Source organism: Christiangramia crocea (genome assembly GCF_022410465.1).
GTDB lineage: Bacteria > Bacteroidota > Bacteroidia > Flavobacteriales > Flavobacteriaceae > Christiangramia > Christiangramia crocea.
In genome coordinates this window covers 1-17244 of sequence record NZ_JAJSON010000008.1, presented here as the reverse complement: position 1 = coordinate 17244, position 17244 = coordinate 1, and the positions used below count along the sequence as shown (strand labels likewise).

Here is a 17244-nt window from a genome sequence, read left to right as displayed (position 1 = left end):
GGAATTTAAGAGGCTGCTGACAAATTATTTAAATCAATACCTCACTTACAGTGAATCAGAAAAAAATTATGATTAGTACGACCGAAGGAATTAAAGATCGACTTCTGCAAGCGATTACAAAAGCAGAAAACGAAATATCGAAAGCCAAATACAGTATTAAGGATCATCTGGATCTTATTGAACCTATAAAAATCATGCCCTATTATGGCTATGGCAATGAGAAATACATTTTTGTTAAAGGCAGGGTTCTGGAAAAGGAAAAGGTTAAAAGCAAGGAAGAAGGTGTTAGTAAGCTAAAGCATATTCGAAACACCTATAAACGCTATGAGACCGATGAAATTCCCAACATTCTAGTAAAAGCAACTTATGCCGGTAAAGAATTAAAAATAGAGACAGATAAAGAAGGTTTCTTTGACTTTGAATTCGAATTTGACGAACCTATAGATTATGAAAAGCATGGTTTTGAGGTAGCACTGGAATTAATGGATTCAAAGACAGAAGATGATGAAATGAAAGCCAGGGCAAGAATTTTTGTACCTGATAAGGACGCCGAGTTTGGGGTTATCTCAGATATAGACGACACCGTACTGGTCTCACAGATCACCGATTTTATTTCCAAACTTCGTCTAATGCTTCTTAAAGATGCCTCAGAAAGGAGTCCTTTTCCCGGGATAGCTGCATTTTTACGGGCCCTTTTGAAAGGAGCAGATGGTAGTGGCAGAAATGCATTATTTTACGTTTCAGGAAGCGAATGGAATCTTTTCGACCTGCTGGTAAATTTCTTTGAATACCAGGAAATACCTAAAGGTCCATTATTACTTAAAGATAAAGGCACCAAAGGCAAATTCTCTATCAATAAGAACGAATATAAGCAGGAAAGGATCAGCCATATTCTGGAAACCTATCCAGATCTAAATTTTATTTGTATTGGGGACAGCGGTCAGCATGACCCGGAGATTTACAGCCAGATTGTTGAAAAATATCCCGGCAGGATCAAAGCGATTTATATTAGGGATGTTTCACCTGATAAAAGAGATAAAGAGATTGAAAAAATTGCTAAAAAGGTAAAGGATAATGATGTTGAAATGTTTTTGATCGAGGATACCCTGGACGCAGCCAGACATTGCTGCGATATGGAATGGATCAACCAGGGACACCTTGAAGAGATTGAAAGTGATTGCAAAAAAGATAAAGAATAGATTCTTTAAATAATTATTCCTAAAAAAACCCGCTTCCAATGGAAACGGGTTTTGATTTATAGTAAGCTTGAAATTACATCATTCCGGGCATTCCGCCTCCCATACCTTGTGGCATTCCACCACCACCGGCATTATCTTCCGGAATATCCATCAGTGCACACTCGGTAGTAAGGATCATTCCAGCAACAGAAGCAGCGTTCTCAAGAGCTACTCTGGTCACTTTCTTGGGATCGATGATACCAGCCTTCATCATATCTACATATGTGTCGGTTTTCGCATCGTATCCAAAGTCTTTCTTACCTTCAAGCACTTTATTGATAACTACAGAACCTTCTCCTCCTGCATTCTCAACAATAGTTCTTAAAGGAGATTCAATAGCTCTGGCCACAATCTGGATTCCTGTAGCCTCATCAGCATTTTCAGCTTTTATCTTATCAAGAACAGCCTTGGCTCTTACCAGGGCCACCCCACCACCAGCAACGATACCTTCTTCCACTGCAGCTCTGGTTGCATGAAGGGCATCATCAACACGGTCTTTTTTCTCTTTCATTTCAACTTCGGAAGCTGCACCTACATATAGTACGGCAACACCGCCGGCAAGCTTGGCCAGACGCTCTTGAAGCTTCTCTCTGTCATAATCTGAAGTAGTAGATTCGATCTGAGCTTTAATCTGGTTTACGCGTTCCTTGATTGCATTATCATCTCCGGCTCCATTTACGATAGTTGTATTATCCTTATCTATGGCCACTTTTTCAGCAGTACCCAGCATATCGATAGTTGCATTCTCCAGAGTGAATCCTCTTTCTTCAGAAATCACGGTACCTCCGGTTAGAATAGCAATATCTTCAAGCATTGCTTTTCTTCGGTCACCAAAACCTGGAGCCTTAACGGCAGCGATCTTAAGTGATCCGCGAAGTTTATTCACCACAAGGGTTGCAAGAGCTTCTCCGTCTACATCTTCAGCAATTATCAATAATGGCTTTCCAGACTGAGCTACCGGCTCAAGTACCGGAAGAAGATCTTTCATTGAAGAAATCTTTTTATCAAAAAGAAGGATATAAGGATCTTCAAGATCTGCAGTCATTTTTTCCGAATTGGTCACGAAGTAAGGAGAAAGGTAACCTCTGTCGAATTGCATTCCTTCTACAACGTCTACGTGAGTTTCAGTTCCTTTGGCCTCTTCAACGGTAATAACTCCTTCTTTCCCTACTTTTTCGAAAGCCTGGGCGATCAGGTCACCGATCTTATCATCATTGTTTGCAGAGATAGCAGCAACCTGCTTGATCTTTTCAGAAGAGTCTCCAACCTCCTTGGTTTGTTTAGTAAGGTCTGCAGTTAGAGATTTCACGGCTTTGTCTATACCTCTCTTAAGATCCATTGGGTTTGCACCTGCAGCCACGTTCTTCAAGCCTTCTTTCACGATAGCCTGGGCAAGAACAGTCGCAGTAGTGGTACCGTCACCTGCCAGATCATTGGTTTTGGAAGCGACTTCCTTAACCATCTGGGCTCCCATATTCTCAAGTGGATCTTCAAGTTCAATCTCTTTTGCAACAGTAACACCATCTTTGGTTACAGTTGGCGCTCCGAAAGACTTGCTAATAATAACATTACGTCCTTTAGGTCCTAAAGTTACCTTTACGGCATTTGCCAATGCATCTACTCCACGTTTAATCCCGTTACGGGCCTGGATGTCAAATTTTATATCTTTTGCCATTTTATTAAATTTTAATTTTTCAAGAGTCGTTTAAACTTTGAAAAAATCTGGTTAATTATTTTTTTAATGAATTGTTCCCGACAGAATACCGGGAAAATTATTGAGGTGAAACTTATACTATTGCAAGTATATCATCTTCCCGCATGATAAGATAATCTGTACCTTCAAGTTTAAGCTCGGTACCGGCATATTTACCGTATAGTACCATATCGCCTTCCTTAACGGTCATCTTGTGGTCTTTTGTTCCCGCACCAACTGCCACTACTTTACCTTTTTGTGGCTTTTCTTTAGCAGTCTCAGGAATAATAATACCAGATGCTGTCTTATTCTCTGCAGCAGCAGGTTCAATAACAACCCTGTCTGAAAGCGGTTTAATGTTTAGTCCCATTTTTTACAAATTTTATTTTAGGTTAATCAATTTTTAAAGTCGGTTAGGGATATTTCTAAAATTATGCCAGCGGCTTATTTCTGCCAATAGCCAACAAAAAATGCCAGCTTGTCATAAGCTGGCATTTTTAAATTGTAATATTTTCTTAAAACTACTGAGCGCTGTCAGTTTCCATGGGTTGTTGCGCCGGAGTTTGTGTAGCAGGAACTTGAGTTTCTACAGGTTCATCGCTTTCAAAAACATCAGGCCCGACTTCTCCCGGAGCATCCATAATGGTCACATTAGAAAGTAAGATAAGAACCAAAAGTAAGGTAGCAAGTGTCCAGGTACTTTTGTCAAGAAAATCGGTTGTTTTCTTAACACCTCCTAATTGCTGACCACCACCTCCGAAAGAAGAAGAAAGTCCTCCTCCTTTTGGGTTCTGAACCATTATCACAACTACCAGCAAAAATGCCACGATAATTATTAAAGCTAAAAAAATAGTGAATGTACTCATTCTTATTCGTTATTAGTATCCTGTAATTTCTCTATTGCCCGAATTTGGTCTGCAAAGAAACCACTTTTTTCGGGATTTTTCAAAATTAATATTTTATATGCCTGGATGGCCTTTTTATAATTTTTCTGCTCCAGATAAACCTTCGCTAAAGTCTCTGTCATTAAGGATTCAGGCGCAGCCATGCTCTGCTCTGCGAGATTCACTTTGGCGGCAGTTTTACCGGGTTTTATTCTTGGATTCTTAGAGATGAATTCCTCGATAAGCTCAAATTTCCGGGAACGATTCTCATCAGTATCTTCATCAGAACTATCATTTTTTTCCCGCTCTATAGGTTGTGCTTTGGTAAGCTTCAACCACTCAGAAAAGGAATGGGATTCCTTTTGGTCGAACTCCAGTGGCTTCCCTATACCCAGTTTCTCTTCTGAAGTAGCATCCTCATTTTCCACCTCTCCGGCTTGCATCTCAGTATCAGGTTTTTCAACTCTTTCAAATAAAGCAGGGTCCATCACCCTTTCAGACTCAGATTGTTTCATCCGGATAGCCTCATTAATATCGATGCTCTTCCGGCCATGCACCTCTTCCGGTTCATAGACGGTTATATCCTTCAGTCGTTCTTCCTGCTCCCGGATTTGCCTGGCGATCTGGTTCTGATGGAATTCTTCGGAAGTGATAAAATCAAAAAGTATACTCCTATCTGTGGTATAGGCTGCCGTCTTTTTTAGAGCTGAATTATAACTGAATTCCTGATGTTCTTTAAGCCCTTTTAATCTTATCGCCCGGGCAGCCTGAAAATATGGTGCTTTTTCAAGAATTTTTTCGATCTCACGGGTTTGCTCCGCGGTGATCTCCCCCGGATTTTCCAGTAAATATGTGAGAGCTTTTACATCCATTACCAGTCGGTTAAAGCTGCGTTGAATATATCCTGGGTCAAACGGGTGTAGATCTCATCCAGGGCAGTTTCCAGGTTCGATCCTACCAGCTGGGTTGCGGCCGGATAATCATAAAAGAAAGAAAAACGGTTCTCAAAATCCTTTTCCGGCTCCAGGGTATTGTAATAACGAACATTCACCGTAACAGTAAGCCTGTTTTGAGCGGCGGTATTTTGGGCCGTGGCTGACATGGGGGAAATATAATATTCGGTGATTTCGCCTTCAAATATCAGGTCTCCATTATTGTTCACCAGGCTCAGACTGGTCTGATTCTGAATAAGATCCTGCAATGAAATGGTAAAAGCCCGGTCTATCCCCGGCTCCACGAGATCGGCATTATTCTGAAAGAAGTTCACCTGAAAGGTTTCCGCCTCCCCGGTATCAGCACCGGTAAAGGAATAAATTCCGCAGGACTGGAAAGTGAACAATAAAACTGAACAGAATATAAAGAGTGTTCTTTTAATCATTTTTGAAAGTTAAAGCTTAAAGTTTAAGGCTGTAAGCTTTTTTAGCAACACTAAATAAAGCTTTTTGCTTTAGACTTAAAACCTGATGCTACAAATTATATTGTTTGATCTTTCGGTAAAGGGTTCTCTCACTAATACCAAGTTCTTCCGCAGCGGCCTTTCGTTTCCCGCCATGCCTTTCAAGGGATTTTTTGATCAGTTCCAGTTCTTTATCCTGTAAAGAAAGCGTCTCCTCTTCCTCTATCTCTTCGGCAAAGTAATACTTATCCTTTTCCTCCTGTTTTTGGTTAGCATTCTGCTGAGGGATCTGAAGCACTTCCAGCTTATCTTCATCAATATCAGCTTCATCTATATCTCCACCACTGTTCCCATAGATCTTCTGTATAAGACCCTCATTCTCGTCCTGCACCTGTTTGGTATCACCTTCCTGCATCAGCTTTAAGGTGAGTTTTTTCAGATCGTTCAGGTCGTTCTTCATGTCGAAAAGCACTTTATAAAGGATCTCTCTTTCGTTGCTGAAATCACCTTCCTTCTTCTTATCTGAAATTACCGCCGGAAGATTGCTTCCCACATCTGGAAGATAATGTCTTAACTCTTCTGCATTGATGCTTCTCTTCTGTTCAAGAACTGAGATCTGTTCGGCGATATTCCTAAGCTGACGTATATTTCCACCCCAGCGATATTTCTTCAAAAGCTCTACTGCCTCATCCTCGAGCTTGATGGTTGGCATCTTATATTTAAGTCCGAAATCGGAAGCAAATTTTCTGAATAACAGATGAATATCATCCTTTCTCTCGCGCAAGGGTGGAAGATTAATCTCTACCGTACTCAAACGATAATAAAGATCTTCACGGAATTTTTCCTTTTTAATGGATTCAAACATGTTAATATTCGTAGCTGCAACAATCCTCACATTCGTCTTCTGCACCTTGGAAGAACCTACCTTTATGAATTCTCCGTTCTCCAGCACACGAAGCAGCCTTACCTGTGTTGGCAAAGGCAATTCACCTACCTCATCAAGAAAGATTGTACCGCCATCGGCCACTTCAAAATAACCGCTACGGGTTTGAGTAGCCCCGGTAAAGGCACCTTTTTCATGCCCGAACAATTCGCTGTCTATAGTACCTTCAGGGATCGCCCCACAGTTAACAGCTATATATTTCCCATGTTTTCTATGTGAAAGCGCATGGATGATCTTGGGAATACTTTCCTTTCCAACCCCGCTTTCCCCTGTCACGAGTACAGAGATATCTGTAGGAGCCACCTGGATCGCCTTTTCAACAGCGCGATTCAGTTTAGGATCGTCCCCTATGATCCCAAATCTTTGTTTTATTGCCTGAACTGATTCCATTTCCAAGTATTCAGTATGCAGTAAATAGTAATAAGTTTTTTAAACTAACAACTATATACCCTAACCTTTTTTTAGTTGTTTTTACTATATCCCACTGCCTCTCCTATCAAGGTAGCACTGGTACAGTCATTGATTTTTACATTTACAAAATCACCTACCTGGTAATTCTCTTTAGGAAATACCACTACAGTATTCTGAGAATTCCTTCCGCTCCAGTGAGCATCAGATTTCTTAGATTCCTTTTCGATTAAAACCTCAACTGTCTTCCCGATGAATTTTTGAGTATTGTGTCTGCTATGTTCTTGCTGAAGATTCACAATTTCAGTCAGTCTTCTTTTTTTGATTTCTTCCGGAACATCGTCTTCGAATTTACGCTCTGCCATAGTGCCTGGTCTTTCGGAATAAGCAAACATAAATCCGAAATCATACTTCACATATTCCATCAAAGAAAGAGTATCCTGATGATCTTCCTCAGTTTCGGTCGGGAAACCGGTAATGATATCATGGGAGATTCCGCAATCAGGAATTAGTTTCCTGATATTATCAATAAGGGTGAAATACTCCTCTCTGGTATGAAGACGATTCATCTTTTTCAGGATACGATCGCTTCCGCTCTGCACCGGAAGATGGATATAATTACAGATATTCCTGTAATTGGCCATCACTTCTATCACATCCAAGGTCATATCCTGCGGATTGGAAGTAGAGAACCGGATTCGCATTTTTGGCTGAGCTTCGGCTACAAATTTTAAAAGTCCGGCAAAATTAGTAGCGGTAGCTTTCTGAATTTCGCTAGCATTCTTGAAATCCTTCTTTAAACCACCTCCGTACCATAAATAACTATCCACATTCTGTCCAAGCAGGGTTATTTCCTTATAACCTTTTGCCGCCAGATCGTTCACTTCCTCAACTATACTCTGCGGATCACGGCTACGCTCGCGGCCGCGGGTAAAAGGCACCACGCAAAAAGTACACATATTGTCACAACCCCTGGTGATGGAAACAAATGCCGAAACTCCATTAGACTGGAGCCTAACCGGTGAAATATCACCATAGGTCTCTTCCTTACTAAGAATTACGTTCACAGCATTACGACCTTCCTCAACTTCATTGATAAGATTTGGAAGATCTTTATAGGCATCAGGGCCCACCACCAGATCCACGATCTTTTCCTCTTCCAGGAATTTACTTTTCAGTCGCTCGGCCATACAGCCAAGCACACCTACTTTCATTCCCGGGTTTATTCTTTTAACAGCATTGTATTTTTCCAGACGTTTACGTACGGTCTGTTCAGCTTTCTCTCTAATTGAACAGGTATTCACCAAAACCAGATCGGCCTCCTCAAGATTCTGGGTGGTATTAAAGCCCTCTTTAGACAGGATGGAAGCTACTATTTCTGAATCGCTAAAATTCATCTGGCAGCCATAACTTTCTATAAAAAGTTTACGACTGTTCTCTGACTTAGCCTCCATTACCAAAGAGTTTCCCTGTTTTTTCTCGTCTATTATCTTCTCCATAATTCTTCAATAACCTTTCGGTTTTTAGATTGGCAAAGATAGGGCTAAAGTGAGTTCTGACAAAGTGACAGAAAAAAATTTATAAACTCAAACGCAACCTTTTCAAATTCCGGACATCTAATAGATAACTAATTGACCTGAAAAATGAAAAAGCTACTATTTCTTCCTTTATTTTTTGCACTTTCAATTCTTACTTCGTGCAGCGATGAGGAAGATCCGCAATTATCTACCGTAGCTGTTCCCGTGACCCAGTCTGTAGCCGATTTCAGGGCTTCCGTCAAGATCCAGGAGCCGAGGATCATTGCCGAATCGGGCAAGATATATGCCTGGCGGGACTATATTTTCGTCAATGATAAAAATGAAGGGGTTCATATAATTGATAATACCGATCCTTTTAACCCGGAAAATATAAAATTCCTTAAGATCCCAAGGAATATGGATATAGCCATAAAAGACGAAAAGCTATATGCAGATAACGGAATGGACCTGGTTGTGTTTGACATAAGCGATATAAACCAGATCAAGGAGATTGCCCGGGTTAAGGATGTTTTTCCCAATTATTATACTGTAGCACCGGAAGGTGCCCATTATGTAGATTTTGAAAATTTTGATCCTGCCCGGCAAGTGATCGTTGGTTATGTTCTGGAAACAAGAAAGATTGAATATGCACAGCCCGACTGGGGGAGATTTGAAATGGCAACAGATGCCGGAAGGGGAAATGCGGGCACAGGCGGAAGTATGGCCAGATTCAGTATAAAGGACAATTACCTGTATGTGGCTGATGAGTCAAAACTTTCAGCGTTCGATATTTCTAATCCTTCAGCTACGAACCGGGTTAGCGCCCTGCAGGTTGGCTGGAATATCGAAACAATTTTTAACTATGAAGACCACTTGTATCTGGGAAGTGACAGAGGAATGTATATATACAGTATAGAAGACCCTTCCTCTCCACAACAAATATCATATTTACAACATGTATTAGGCTGCGATCCTGTGGTTGTTAAAGAGGATTATGCCTATGTTACCATTCGCGGGGGGAACCTGTGCGGACAGAATTTCAACCAGCTTGATGTGGTAAATATTTCAGATAAGACAAATCCGTTTATAGAAAAGACCTATCAAATGAATAATCCTTACGGATTAGGCGTCAAAGACGACTGGTTATTTGTATGCGATGGTGACGCAGGCTTAAAGGTCTACGATATTCAGGACACCCCCGACCTAAGGTTAATAGATCAATTCAGCAACGTTAGCACCTACGATGTTATCCCTTTAGAGGATAAGCTGCTTATGGTCGGGGAAAATATACTTTACCAGTACTCCTACAAGGGTAACGAAATTAGTTTAATAAGCAGTTTTGCTTTGGATTGATTTCCCCTTTTTGTTTGGTTTTTTGAAATCCCTGTTTACACAGGGATTTTTTGTTTAGTTATTTCCATAGAACTCATCATGAAACTCATATCTATCCTCCTCCTGGGACTGAATAACTTTAAATTCCGAATCCATTATCATTACAGGAATGATGCCATTAGATTCCCTAAGAGATGGCCAATTAAGCAGATCCTGAGAATTAGGGTTCCCGGTTTTAATGAAATTGACGAGATACTTTTGAATGGTTCCGGAAATTTGAAAATCTTCTTCGGTTAAATTAGGATTGTCTATCAAACCCAGGTTACCCATGAAATATTCAATTTCGGAAGCATGAGGAGCACCTTCAGGTTTATATGAAGGATTTTCCTGCGTTGATGGCCTGATTCGGCTAAAAATATACCTGTACACAGGCTGATCAGAATTATTTAAATGAAGATCGGCCCATTTCCAAGTGCTATAGGCAATAAACCTGTCTGAAGCCAATGCTGTTGCAGAGCTTCTGATTTCATTTACAGGAGATGCAGGATATAACTCCATAACCCTATCAAAATTCTCAGGATAGAGCTCCTTAATCTTTTCCTTATAATTAGACTCTGAAAATTCCTGTCCCTGCATCAAACTAACCGACGGCATTTCGGCAGAATTCCAGCCAACAAGAAGCGGAATTTGTGCCTGATCCCCGTTTTTAAAAATCTCAGGTAAGGACTGAGGGAGGAAATACGAATCTATCACGGTTGGAAAACCGAATCTTCCGGACTCGTTATAAAGCTTAAAAAGTTCATCAGTACTAAGCGATCTTAATTCTTTAAGAGAAGGGTGCCCTATATTCCCGGCAAATTGTTTTCCTGTCTTTTCGGCTTCTGCAAGAGGAACCGGAGCAAGCGTGGGCTTTATAGAAGCACCACTTTCTCCAATCGCCCCGGCAAGAAGATCCCTGGATAAAGGCGAGGCCATGTGAGCACTTACTGAAATGGAGCCAGCGGATTCCCCTGCTATGGTTATTCTTTCAGGGTCACCTCCAAATTCTTCAATATTCTCGTATACCCATTTTAATGCTGCATTCTGATCAAGCAGCCCATAATTCCCAGAAGCACCATAAGGAGCTTCTTCTGTTAATTCAGGATGTGCTAAAAACCCAAAAACATTGAGACGATAATTCACCGTAACCGTCACTATCCCTTTTTGTGCCATTGAAGCCCCATCATATCTTGGCTCTGAGCCATCGCCTGCCACCAATCCACCGCCATAAAAATAGACCAGCACGGGAAGTGCTTTATTCTCATTTGCCTCAGGAGTCCATATATTTAAATAAAGACAGTCTTCGCTAGTCCCTTTTCCCCGGTAAACCATATCTCCAAAAACATTGGTTTGTACTGCTGCCGGGCCAAACTCTCTTGCAGGTTTTATACCCTGCCATTTCTTAGGAGGCCGGGGAGCTTTCCAGCGTAATTCGCCCACAGGAGGTTCAGCGAAAGGAACCCCAAGAAAAAGGTCGATCCCTTTTTCTTTATCATGGACTCCCTCAAGTGTTCCGTATTTAGTTTCTACTTTTACAGCCTGCTGGGAATAACTATGGTTTATAAATACCATAAGAAAAAGCAGACAAATCTTTTTAGATAAAAAATTTTTCATGATCTGGATTTACCGAATATTGATTTCATAAATATAACTGTTATTAAATACATTCTACAATCCCCTTTAAATGACAGAACTCTGAAACTCACATATCCGGTGGACGGCATACCTAAAGATCTCATTAAATACAGAAAATAAAAAACCCCCATCGTGATGAAGAGGGTTTATATTTGGTAAATCGGTTTCTAATTAAGCTTCAAAAGGCTCAATGGAAACATAAGATTTATCATTTTTCTTCTTAGTGAATTTTACAAGGCCATCTATTTTGGCATGTAATGTATGGTCTTTACCGGCATACACATTATCACCTGGATGATGAGTGAATCCGCGTTGTCTTACAAGAATGTTACCAGCAACGGCAGCCTGACCACCAAAGATCTTCACACCTAAGCGTTTCGATTCTGATTCTCTACCGTTCTTGGAACTACCAACTCCTTTTTTATGTGCCATTTTATTTCGTTTTTAGTAGTTTAAATTTAGCTAAGAGCCTCAATTAATTCGGCTTTCTTCATGGAAGAATAACCTTCAATTCCTCTTTCCTTAGCCATTTCTTTAAGCTCCACTACCGTGTGCTTGCTAAGGTCTTCTGATTTTTTATCAGCTTTAGGCTCCTGTTTATTAGACTCTTTTTTAGCTTCTTCTTTTTTAGGCTCTTCTTTCTTAGCCGAAGTTGCTTTTTTACCTCCTTTAAGATCGATTCCTTCGATAAGGATCTCGGTCAAGGCCTGGCGGTGACCGTTCTTAACACGGTAACCTTTACGTCTTTTCTTTTTGAAAACGATCACTTTATCACCTTTTAGATGACGATTGATCTTGGCTCCTACAAGAGCTCCTTCTATAGCCGGGGCGCCAACGGTTACATTATCTCCGTCTGCGGTAAGAAGAACTTTGTCAAAAGAGACACTGTCGCCTTCCTTACCATCCAAACGGTGAACAAATACCTTTTGGTCTTTTGCAACTTTAAACTGCTGCCCTGCTATCTCTACAATTGCGTACATAGCGTATGATTAATTAATTTTGATACAAATATAACACCCACGTTTTCACGCAAGCGGGTGCAAATATAATCCTAATTAATTAATTGACAAAGGTTTTTTATTTTTTCAAACCAGATCTAATAGGTATGCTTTTTTCCTTCTTTGGTATTCCAGGAATCCTTGAATAATTGCATATAGGCCAGCGCAAGTACAATACTGGTTGAAAAGCCCATTAAGGCAATTGTGAAGAGGACTATACCAATAGTCGTATTATAAAATGTTGCCCACATATTAATGAGCTGATCTAAAAATCCTGGATTCAGCTCGGTGGCATAGAATCCGAAGAAAATCACGAAAATGATGGTTGCATTAATTCCGGTAATAAAGATGAGAGAAAAGCCTTTTTGATATTTGAACTTATTCCCCTTGCTTTTCCTATATGCTTTCAGTGCCATCCACAGTCCTACAGCCATTATAAAACCATTAAATATACTATAGACCGGATTTATGTGTAACCCGAATATTGAAAGAATAAGAAAATAGGCAGCCAAACAAGCCGCTATAATAAAGCCATATAGAATTGGAATTTTTACATGTGTCATAAAACAGTATGATTTAAAAGTAAATTTCCTAAAAATGAACCTCTTTTTGCCTTAATAGCTTGTTAATTTTAACACATTTCGCATTCTTTGAAGGCTTTCACCAACAAATTGTAAACTTTTTAGCGTTCTCACTTAATTTTAATTGGTTCAAATGAAAAAATCACAGAAAAACCGCAGGCGGTATTGACTAAATTCTTTTGAAGATATGGCTGATTAAACACAAACCATGACGGCATCACCAATAATTACACGGAGATAAAAGAAGCTCCCCAATTTTATGTCGCCTGTTTCCTGAACCTGGAGATAATATCCTTAGATCGATTAACAATAAATACACCTCCAAGAATTATTAGCGCCGAGATAAGCTGCCATAAACTAAAGACTTCACCATCAAGTACCCCCCAGCCTAAAGCCACTACCGGAATGGTGTAGGTAACAGATGTTGTGAAGACCGGGTCTGATATCTGCACCAGCTTATTGAATATGATCATAGCTAACCCTGTTCCAATTATTCCAAGCATAGCAACATATATTACAGACCATTCAGTTTTTGAAGAGTATTCAGCAAGCTCAAAAAAACCTGTGAAATAAAGAATTAGCACTGCCGGTATCAGCAGAGCAGAAAAATTCCCCGCTGCAATACCCAGAGGCGAAATATCGCTCATCCTGCTTTTCAGGATGTTCACATTCATCGCATAACAGCCGGCTGCGATAACTACAAGAAAGGAATATAAATAATTCTGATCCGGGTTAATACTGGCTCCGCTGAAGATAAGCCCTGCCGTTCCTATCAATCCAATTATAACACCCAGCACCTTATTCTGAGTGAATACAGCCCGAAAAGAAACAGCTCCAATAATCAACGTGAGTAAAGGCGTGGTAGCATTCAGGATAGAAGCCACTGCACTATCGATCTCGGTTTCAGCAAAAGAAAAAAGGTAGACAGGAAAGAAGGAACCAAGGAAACCTGAGATGATTATCCATTTCCATTGTCTTCGGGTTAGCCGGTTTATACTTTTAAAACCCACCAGGATAAGAAAAAGGGCCGCAAAAATTATTCGTAAAGACCCCACCTGAAAGGCCGTGAGTCCTATAAGCGCTTTTTTTATAAGTATGAAAGAACTCCCCCAGACTACGGAAAGTATAATCAGATATATCCATTTAAGATTTTTAGCAAGCATATTTACCGATTGAAACGGCAAAAATCGGCATTCTTATCCGAAGAAAAAGGTATTCCGGCTAATTATTCCTTTCCCATTTTAAACTCTCCATTAAATGTCTTATGTCTTCTTTAAGGTAATCTGCTGCGGGAACGATGGAGTCAAAATTGGGAAGTGAATTGAAGTAAACCGATCCTGTAAGGAAATGGTCTGTACTGTCTGTAAGGTAAAATTGAGCCTGGGAGGCTGCGTCCCCATCTACTTCATAGAACATTCCATAGGTATTATTATAATCGTTGGTATAGATATCCCCCTCTATTACGTCGGCTTTTATAGTATGCTGCAAAGGCAGTTTCTGGGCGTCCCTAAGTAATGAGTCGAGGTTATTATCAACCCGCTGATAAGTGATAAAGATAGCCCCGTTCATAGATTTATATTCCAGGTTGATCCAGCAGGGTATCCGGTTCCTGGAAGGCGCTATTTCCGCAAGATCATTCTTTTCAAAAGTGTAGGGGCAGCCAATATCCACCCTCCTGTATTCAGGTTCTGGATATTCAAGGGCTAAAAAACCTCTAGGTTTTGGCTTAGGATCATCCTTACATGCCGAGATAGTCAGAAACAGGATTCCCCAGAAAGCCATATTCAGTCTTCTCATACCGGCGCTATACTCAATTTAATTTGTTTAATACGCCTGTCGTCCATCACTTCAATGGTAAAGGCATAATTAAGGAAGGTGATCACATCATTCTTTTTTGGAAAACCACCAGAGATCTCAAGCAGGAATCCCGCCAGGGTATCAGCCTCCCCTTTTTGATCTTCAAAAACCGAAGGATCATCAATTTTAACGATCTTATAGAAATCCTTCAAAGGTGTTTTCCCTTCAAAGACGAAGTTATTTTCATCCAGTTTTGAATAAATAAGATCTTCATCATCAAATTCATCGCTAATATCCCCTACTATCTCTTCTATAATATCTTCCAGTGAGATAAGTCCGCTGGTCCCGCCATACTCATCTACAACAATGGCAAGATGATTTTTCTTGTCCTGGAATTCGTTTAAAAGATCATCCAGCTTCTTGTTTTCAGGAACAAAATAGGGTTCACGCAATAAACCTTTCCAGTCAAAGCTTTTCCTGCCAAGATGCGGTAATAAATCCTTGATGTAAAGTATACCTATTACATTATCTACATTTTCCCTGTAGACCGGGATCCGGGAATATCCATTTTCTATTATCTCCGGGATGATCTCATTAAACGGACTTTCCTCGTTCAGGGCGAAGATATCCATCCTGGGGCGCATCACCTGCTTGGTATCGGTATTCCCGAAACTTACAATACCCTGAAGTATTTTCTGCTCTTCCCGTGTTGTATCTTCTTCACTTGTAAGCTCCAGAGCCTGTGAAAGATGATCAATACTTATAAAAGAGCGCCGTTTCCCCAATTTTTCATAAAAAAACAAGGTCACTGCCCGCATAGGTGTACTTAGGGGCGAAAAGAAACTGTCCAGGAAATTAATAGGATGAGCCATAAAATTGGAGAACTGCACCTTATTTCTGCTTGCATATACCTTCGGAAGGATCTCACCAAAAAGCAGGATAAGAAAGGTCACCAGCCCAACTTCAAAAAAAAGACGCAAATCAACACCATATACCTCAGTATTCACTCCTGCAAACAAATCGTCGGCAAGATCATCAAACAGCAGGACAATGGCAATATTGATGAAATTATTAGCAACAAGAATAGTTGCCAGCAACTTCTTGGGTTTTTCAAGAAGGTTGATAACTATATTCTGGGTTTTGGTCCTTTTCCCATCTTCGGTAATAAAATTAGCCGGGGTTAGAGAAAAGAATGCCACCTCAGCTCCTGAGATCAAAGCAGAGCATAGTAGTAGCACGAATAAAAATATCAAGCTGATAAACTGGGTGATTCCCATTGTGGCCCAAAACAAAAGCAAACTGGGAGGTTCCGAATCCAAAGGCAAAATTTTAAATTAAACTTAGAATGGCAAATCGTCTTCCTCTTCGTCCTGAGAATATGTCTCATTACGATTTGAATAGTCATCCTTCTTAGGCTTTGCAGATTTACTTGCAGAAGCTTGAGAGTTTCCGGAAGGCTCAGCGCCAGACTCATTTTTAGGAGTTAAAAAGGTGAACTCGGAACAGTGAATCTCTGTTTGATACCTCTCATTCCCCTGGTCATCCTGCCATTTACGGGTCTTTATACGTCCTTCAATATAGACCTTATCTCCTTTTTTCAGGTATTTCTCACAGATCTCGGCGGCCTTGTTACGAACCACCACATTGTGCCATTCTGTGCTGGTCACCCGTTCTCCGGTAGTTCTATTAGTGTAACTTTCATTAGTAGCCAGAGGGAATCGCCCAATGGAGCCACCGCCTTCAAAATAATGCATTTTCACGTCATCTCCTGTATGCCCAATTAACATTACTTTGTTCAATGTACCTGTCATTTCTTTATTTTTTATTGGCTTTAAACCTTATTAGAACTAAAATACTAAAAAATTCTACCTAAATCTGCAAAAACAGCCAAAGATATAAACAAGGAATTACTTATACTCCTCAGGAAGAAATTCATTTAGAAAATTTTCAATCAGCACTGGTACCGGATAATCCATCACCTGCTCCAGGCCAACTGCTTCTTTAGACATTCCTGAAGCATTCACGAGCCAGAAACGCGTATATAAATGCTGATGGGACAATTTGTGAACCACCGGTTCTTCATTAAAAAGTTCAATACAAAAGTTACCATCAACCATTGTTTTGAAGTCATTTTTTAAAATGAGCTCCCTTTCTTCCAGAAGTTTTTCCGATTCAACTAAAGGAAACTGGTATAGACCATTCCAGATTCCCTTTCCTGTGCGCTGTTCGAGAACAGTCCTGTTATTTTCAAGATCAAAAACCAGGTAATTAAAATACCTTTTTTTCACCTTTGTCTTTTTAAGCTTGACTGGCAATTCCCGGACTTTATGATTCTTTAAAGCCACACATTTATCATTGAATGGGCAAACCTCACATGCCGGATTTTGAGGTTTACAATGCAGAGCTCCAAATTCCATTAGTGCCTGATTAAAGGTAGCCGGGTCTTTCCTATCCAGTAATTCTTCGGCCAGAGCCTTAAAGTCTTTATTCCCTTTTGTTGTATTTATAGGGGTATCTATTCCAAAAATTCTGGAAAGAACACGATAAACATTTCCATCAACCACGGCCACTGGTTCATTATAGCAGATTGAAGCAATTGCACTGGCCGTATAATCTCCAACACCCTTTAATTTTATAAGACCTTTGTAGTTTCGGGGAAATTCACCATCCAGATCATTTGCCACATACCTGGCTGTTTCATGAAGGTTTCGTGCTCTGGAATAATACCCCAGTCCCTGCCAGAGTTTTAAGACCTCTTCCGCAGAAGCCCCGGCGAGATCAAA

Annotated in this window: 18 protein-coding genes; 2 read left to right on the top strand and 16 right to left on the bottom strand. The window is 40.3% G+C overall.

Annotated elements, in window-relative coordinates:
• Nucleotides 1-68: 68 nt before the first annotated feature.
• Complete coding sequence (locus LU635_RS02375; RefSeq protein ID WP_240095810.1) at nt 69-1199, top strand: App1 family protein; 1131 nt, start codon at nt 69-71, stop codon at nt 1197-1199.
• A gap of 73 nt (nt 1200-1272) precedes the next feature.
• Here LU635_RS02375 and groL read toward each other — a convergent pair whose 3' ends face one another.
• The 7 genes from groL to miaB form a co-directional block, all read right to left on the bottom strand.
• Nucleotides 1273-2913 (bottom strand): chaperonin GroEL, encoded by a 1641-nt coding sequence (groL, locus tag LU635_RS02370; RefSeq protein WP_240095808.1) that lies wholly within the window; start codon nt 2911-2913, stop codon nt 1273-1275.
• A gap of 112 nt (nt 2914-3025) precedes the next feature.
• Nucleotides 3026-3301 (bottom strand): co-chaperone GroES, encoded by a 276-nt coding sequence (locus tag LU635_RS02365; protein ID WP_240095806.1) that lies wholly within the window; start codon nt 3299-3301, stop codon nt 3026-3028.
• A 151-nt stretch (nt 3302-3452) separates the two neighbouring features.
• Complete coding sequence (secG, locus tag LU635_RS02360) at nt 3453-3797, bottom strand: preprotein translocase subunit SecG (RefSeq protein WP_240095804.1); 345 nt, start codon at nt 3795-3797, stop codon at nt 3453-3455.
• A gap of 2 nt (nt 3798-3799) precedes the next feature.
• Entirely contained in the window at nt 3800-4687 is an 888-nt protein-coding gene (locus LU635_RS02355) for a hypothetical protein (protein WP_240095802.1), read from the bottom strand.
• Complete coding sequence (locus LU635_RS02350) at nt 4687-5193, bottom strand: LptE family protein (protein ID WP_240095799.1); 507 nt, start codon at nt 5191-5193, stop codon at nt 4687-4689. Before LU635_RS02350 ends, LU635_RS02355 begins: the two co-directional genes overlap by 1 nt.
• A gap of 88 nt (nt 5194-5281) precedes the next feature.
• On the bottom strand, nt 5282-6544 hold the full coding sequence (locus LU635_RS02345) for a sigma-54 interaction domain-containing protein (protein WP_240095797.1): 1263 nt from the start codon (nt 6542-6544) through the stop codon (nt 5282-5284).
• Between the two features lie 71 nt (nt 6545-6615).
• Nucleotides 6616-8061 carry a tRNA (N6-isopentenyl adenosine(37)-C2)-methylthiotransferase MiaB gene (gene miaB, locus LU635_RS02340; RefSeq protein WP_240095795.1) on the bottom strand — a complete coding sequence of 482 codons (1446 nt, stop codon included), beginning with the start codon at nt 8059-8061 and terminating at the stop codon, nt 6616-6618.
• 144 nt (nt 8062-8205) lie between these two features.
• On the opposite strand from miaB, the gene LU635_RS02335 reads away from it, so the two are divergent.
• Nucleotides 8206-9432: an LVIVD repeat-containing protein gene (locus LU635_RS02335; RefSeq protein ID WP_240095793.1), complete on the top strand. Its 1227-nt coding sequence runs from the start codon at nt 8206-8208 to the stop codon at nt 9430-9432.
• 54 nt (nt 9433-9486) lie between these two features.
• Here LU635_RS02335 and LU635_RS02330 read toward each other — a convergent pair whose 3' ends face one another.
• From LU635_RS02330 to LU635_RS02290, 9 genes are all read right to left on the bottom strand, one after another.
• A complete protein-coding gene (locus LU635_RS02330; protein WP_240095791.1) occupies nt 9487-11064 on the bottom strand; it encodes a carboxylesterase/lipase family protein in 1578 nt (525 codons plus the stop codon).
• Between the two features lie 192 nt (nt 11065-11256).
• Nucleotides 11257-11517, bottom strand: a complete 261-nt coding sequence (gene rpmA / locus LU635_RS02325) for a 50S ribosomal protein L27 (protein WP_240095789.1) — start codon at nt 11515-11517, stop codon at nt 11257-11259.
• A gap of 26 nt (nt 11518-11543) precedes the next feature.
• Entirely contained in the window at nt 11544-12065 is a 522-nt protein-coding gene (gene rplU, locus LU635_RS02320) for a 50S ribosomal protein L21 (protein ID WP_240095787.1), read from the bottom strand.
• A 116-nt stretch (nt 12066-12181) separates the two neighbouring features.
• Nucleotides 12182-12646 carry a DUF4199 domain-containing protein gene (locus tag LU635_RS02315; protein WP_240095785.1) on the bottom strand — a complete coding sequence of 155 codons (465 nt, stop codon included), beginning with the start codon at nt 12644-12646 and terminating at the stop codon, nt 12182-12184.
• A 275-nt stretch (nt 12647-12921) separates the two neighbouring features.
• Nucleotides 12922-13827 (bottom strand): DMT family transporter, encoded by a 906-nt coding sequence (locus LU635_RS02310; protein WP_240095783.1) that lies wholly within the window; start codon nt 13825-13827, stop codon nt 12922-12924.
• Between the two features lie 58 nt (nt 13828-13885).
• The gene (gldD, locus tag LU635_RS02305) at nt 13886-14461 is read right to left on the bottom strand and encodes a gliding motility lipoprotein GldD (protein WP_240095781.1); all 576 of its coding nucleotides are present in this window, start codon (nt 14459-14461) and stop codon (nt 13886-13888) included.
• Complete coding sequence (locus tag LU635_RS02300) at nt 14458-15780, bottom strand: gliding motility-associated protein GldE (RefSeq protein WP_240095779.1); 1323 nt, start codon at nt 15778-15780, stop codon at nt 14458-14460. Before LU635_RS02300 ends, gldD begins: the two co-directional genes overlap by 4 nt.
• A gap of 21 nt (nt 15781-15801) precedes the next feature.
• Nucleotides 15802-16272, bottom strand: a complete 471-nt coding sequence (locus tag LU635_RS02295) for a single-stranded DNA-binding protein (protein WP_240095777.1) — start codon at nt 16270-16272, stop codon at nt 15802-15804.
• Nucleotides 16273-16368: 96 nt separating this feature from the next.
• On the bottom strand, nt 16369-17244 hold an 876-nt coding region (locus LU635_RS02290; protein ID WP_240095775.1), incomplete at its 5' end, for an A/G-specific adenine glycosylase.

Excerpts from the sequence above, each read along its gene's own strand:
- groL (WP_240095808.1), bottom strand. The coding sequence starts at position 2,913 with ATGGCAAAAGATATAAAATTTGACATCCAGGCCCGTAACGGGATTAAA.
- LU635_RS02375 (WP_240095810.1), top strand. The coding sequence starts at position 69 with ATGATTAGTACGACCGAAGGAATTAAAGATCGACTTCTGCAAGCGATT.
- LU635_RS02310 (WP_240095783.1), bottom strand. The coding sequence starts at position 13,827 with ATGCTTGCTAAAAATCTTAAATGGATATATCTGATTATACTTTCCGTA.
- LU635_RS02365 (WP_240095806.1), bottom strand. The coding sequence starts at position 3,301 with ATGGGACTAAACATTAAACCGCTTTCAGACAGGGTTGTTATTGAACCT.
- rpmA (WP_240095789.1), bottom strand. The coding sequence starts at position 11,517 with ATGGCACATAAAAAAGGAGTTGGTAGTTCCAAGAACGGTAGAGAATCA.
- LU635_RS02335 (WP_240095793.1), top strand. The coding sequence starts at position 8,206 with ATGAAAAAGCTACTATTTCTTCCTTTATTTTTTGCACTTTCAATTCTT.
- LU635_RS02355 (WP_240095802.1), bottom strand. The coding sequence starts at position 4,687 with ATGGATGTAAAAGCTCTCACATATTTACTGGAAAATCCGGGGGAGATC.
- LU635_RS02315 (WP_240095785.1), bottom strand. The coding sequence starts at position 12,646 with ATGACACATGTAAAAATTCCAATTCTATATGGCTTTATTATAGCGGCT.
- secG (WP_240095804.1), bottom strand. The coding sequence starts at position 3,797 with ATGAGTACATTCACTATTTTTTTAGCTTTAATAATTATCGTGGCATTT.
- LU635_RS02295 (WP_240095777.1), bottom strand. The coding sequence starts at position 16,272 with ATGACAGGTACATTGAACAAAGTAATGTTAATTGGGCATACAGGAGAT.
- LU635_RS02330 (WP_240095791.1), bottom strand. The coding sequence starts at position 11,064 with ATGAAAAATTTTTTATCTAAAAAGATTTGTCTGCTTTTTCTTATGGTA.
- LU635_RS02350 (WP_240095799.1), bottom strand. The coding sequence starts at position 5,193 with ATGATTAAAAGAACACTCTTTATATTCTGTTCAGTTTTATTGTTCACT.
- gldD (WP_240095781.1), bottom strand. The coding sequence starts at position 14,461 with ATGAGAAGACTGAATATGGCTTTCTGGGGAATCCTGTTTCTGACTATC.
- LU635_RS02345 (WP_240095797.1), bottom strand. The coding sequence starts at position 6,544 with ATGGAATCAGTTCAGGCAATAAAACAAAGATTTGGGATCATAGGGGAC.
- miaB (WP_240095795.1), bottom strand. The coding sequence starts at position 8,061 with ATGGAGAAGATAATAGACGAGAAAAAACAGGGAAACTCTTTGGTAATG.
- rplU (WP_240095787.1), bottom strand. The coding sequence starts at position 12,065 with ATGTACGCAATTGTAGAGATAGCAGGGCAGCAGTTTAAAGTTGCAAAA.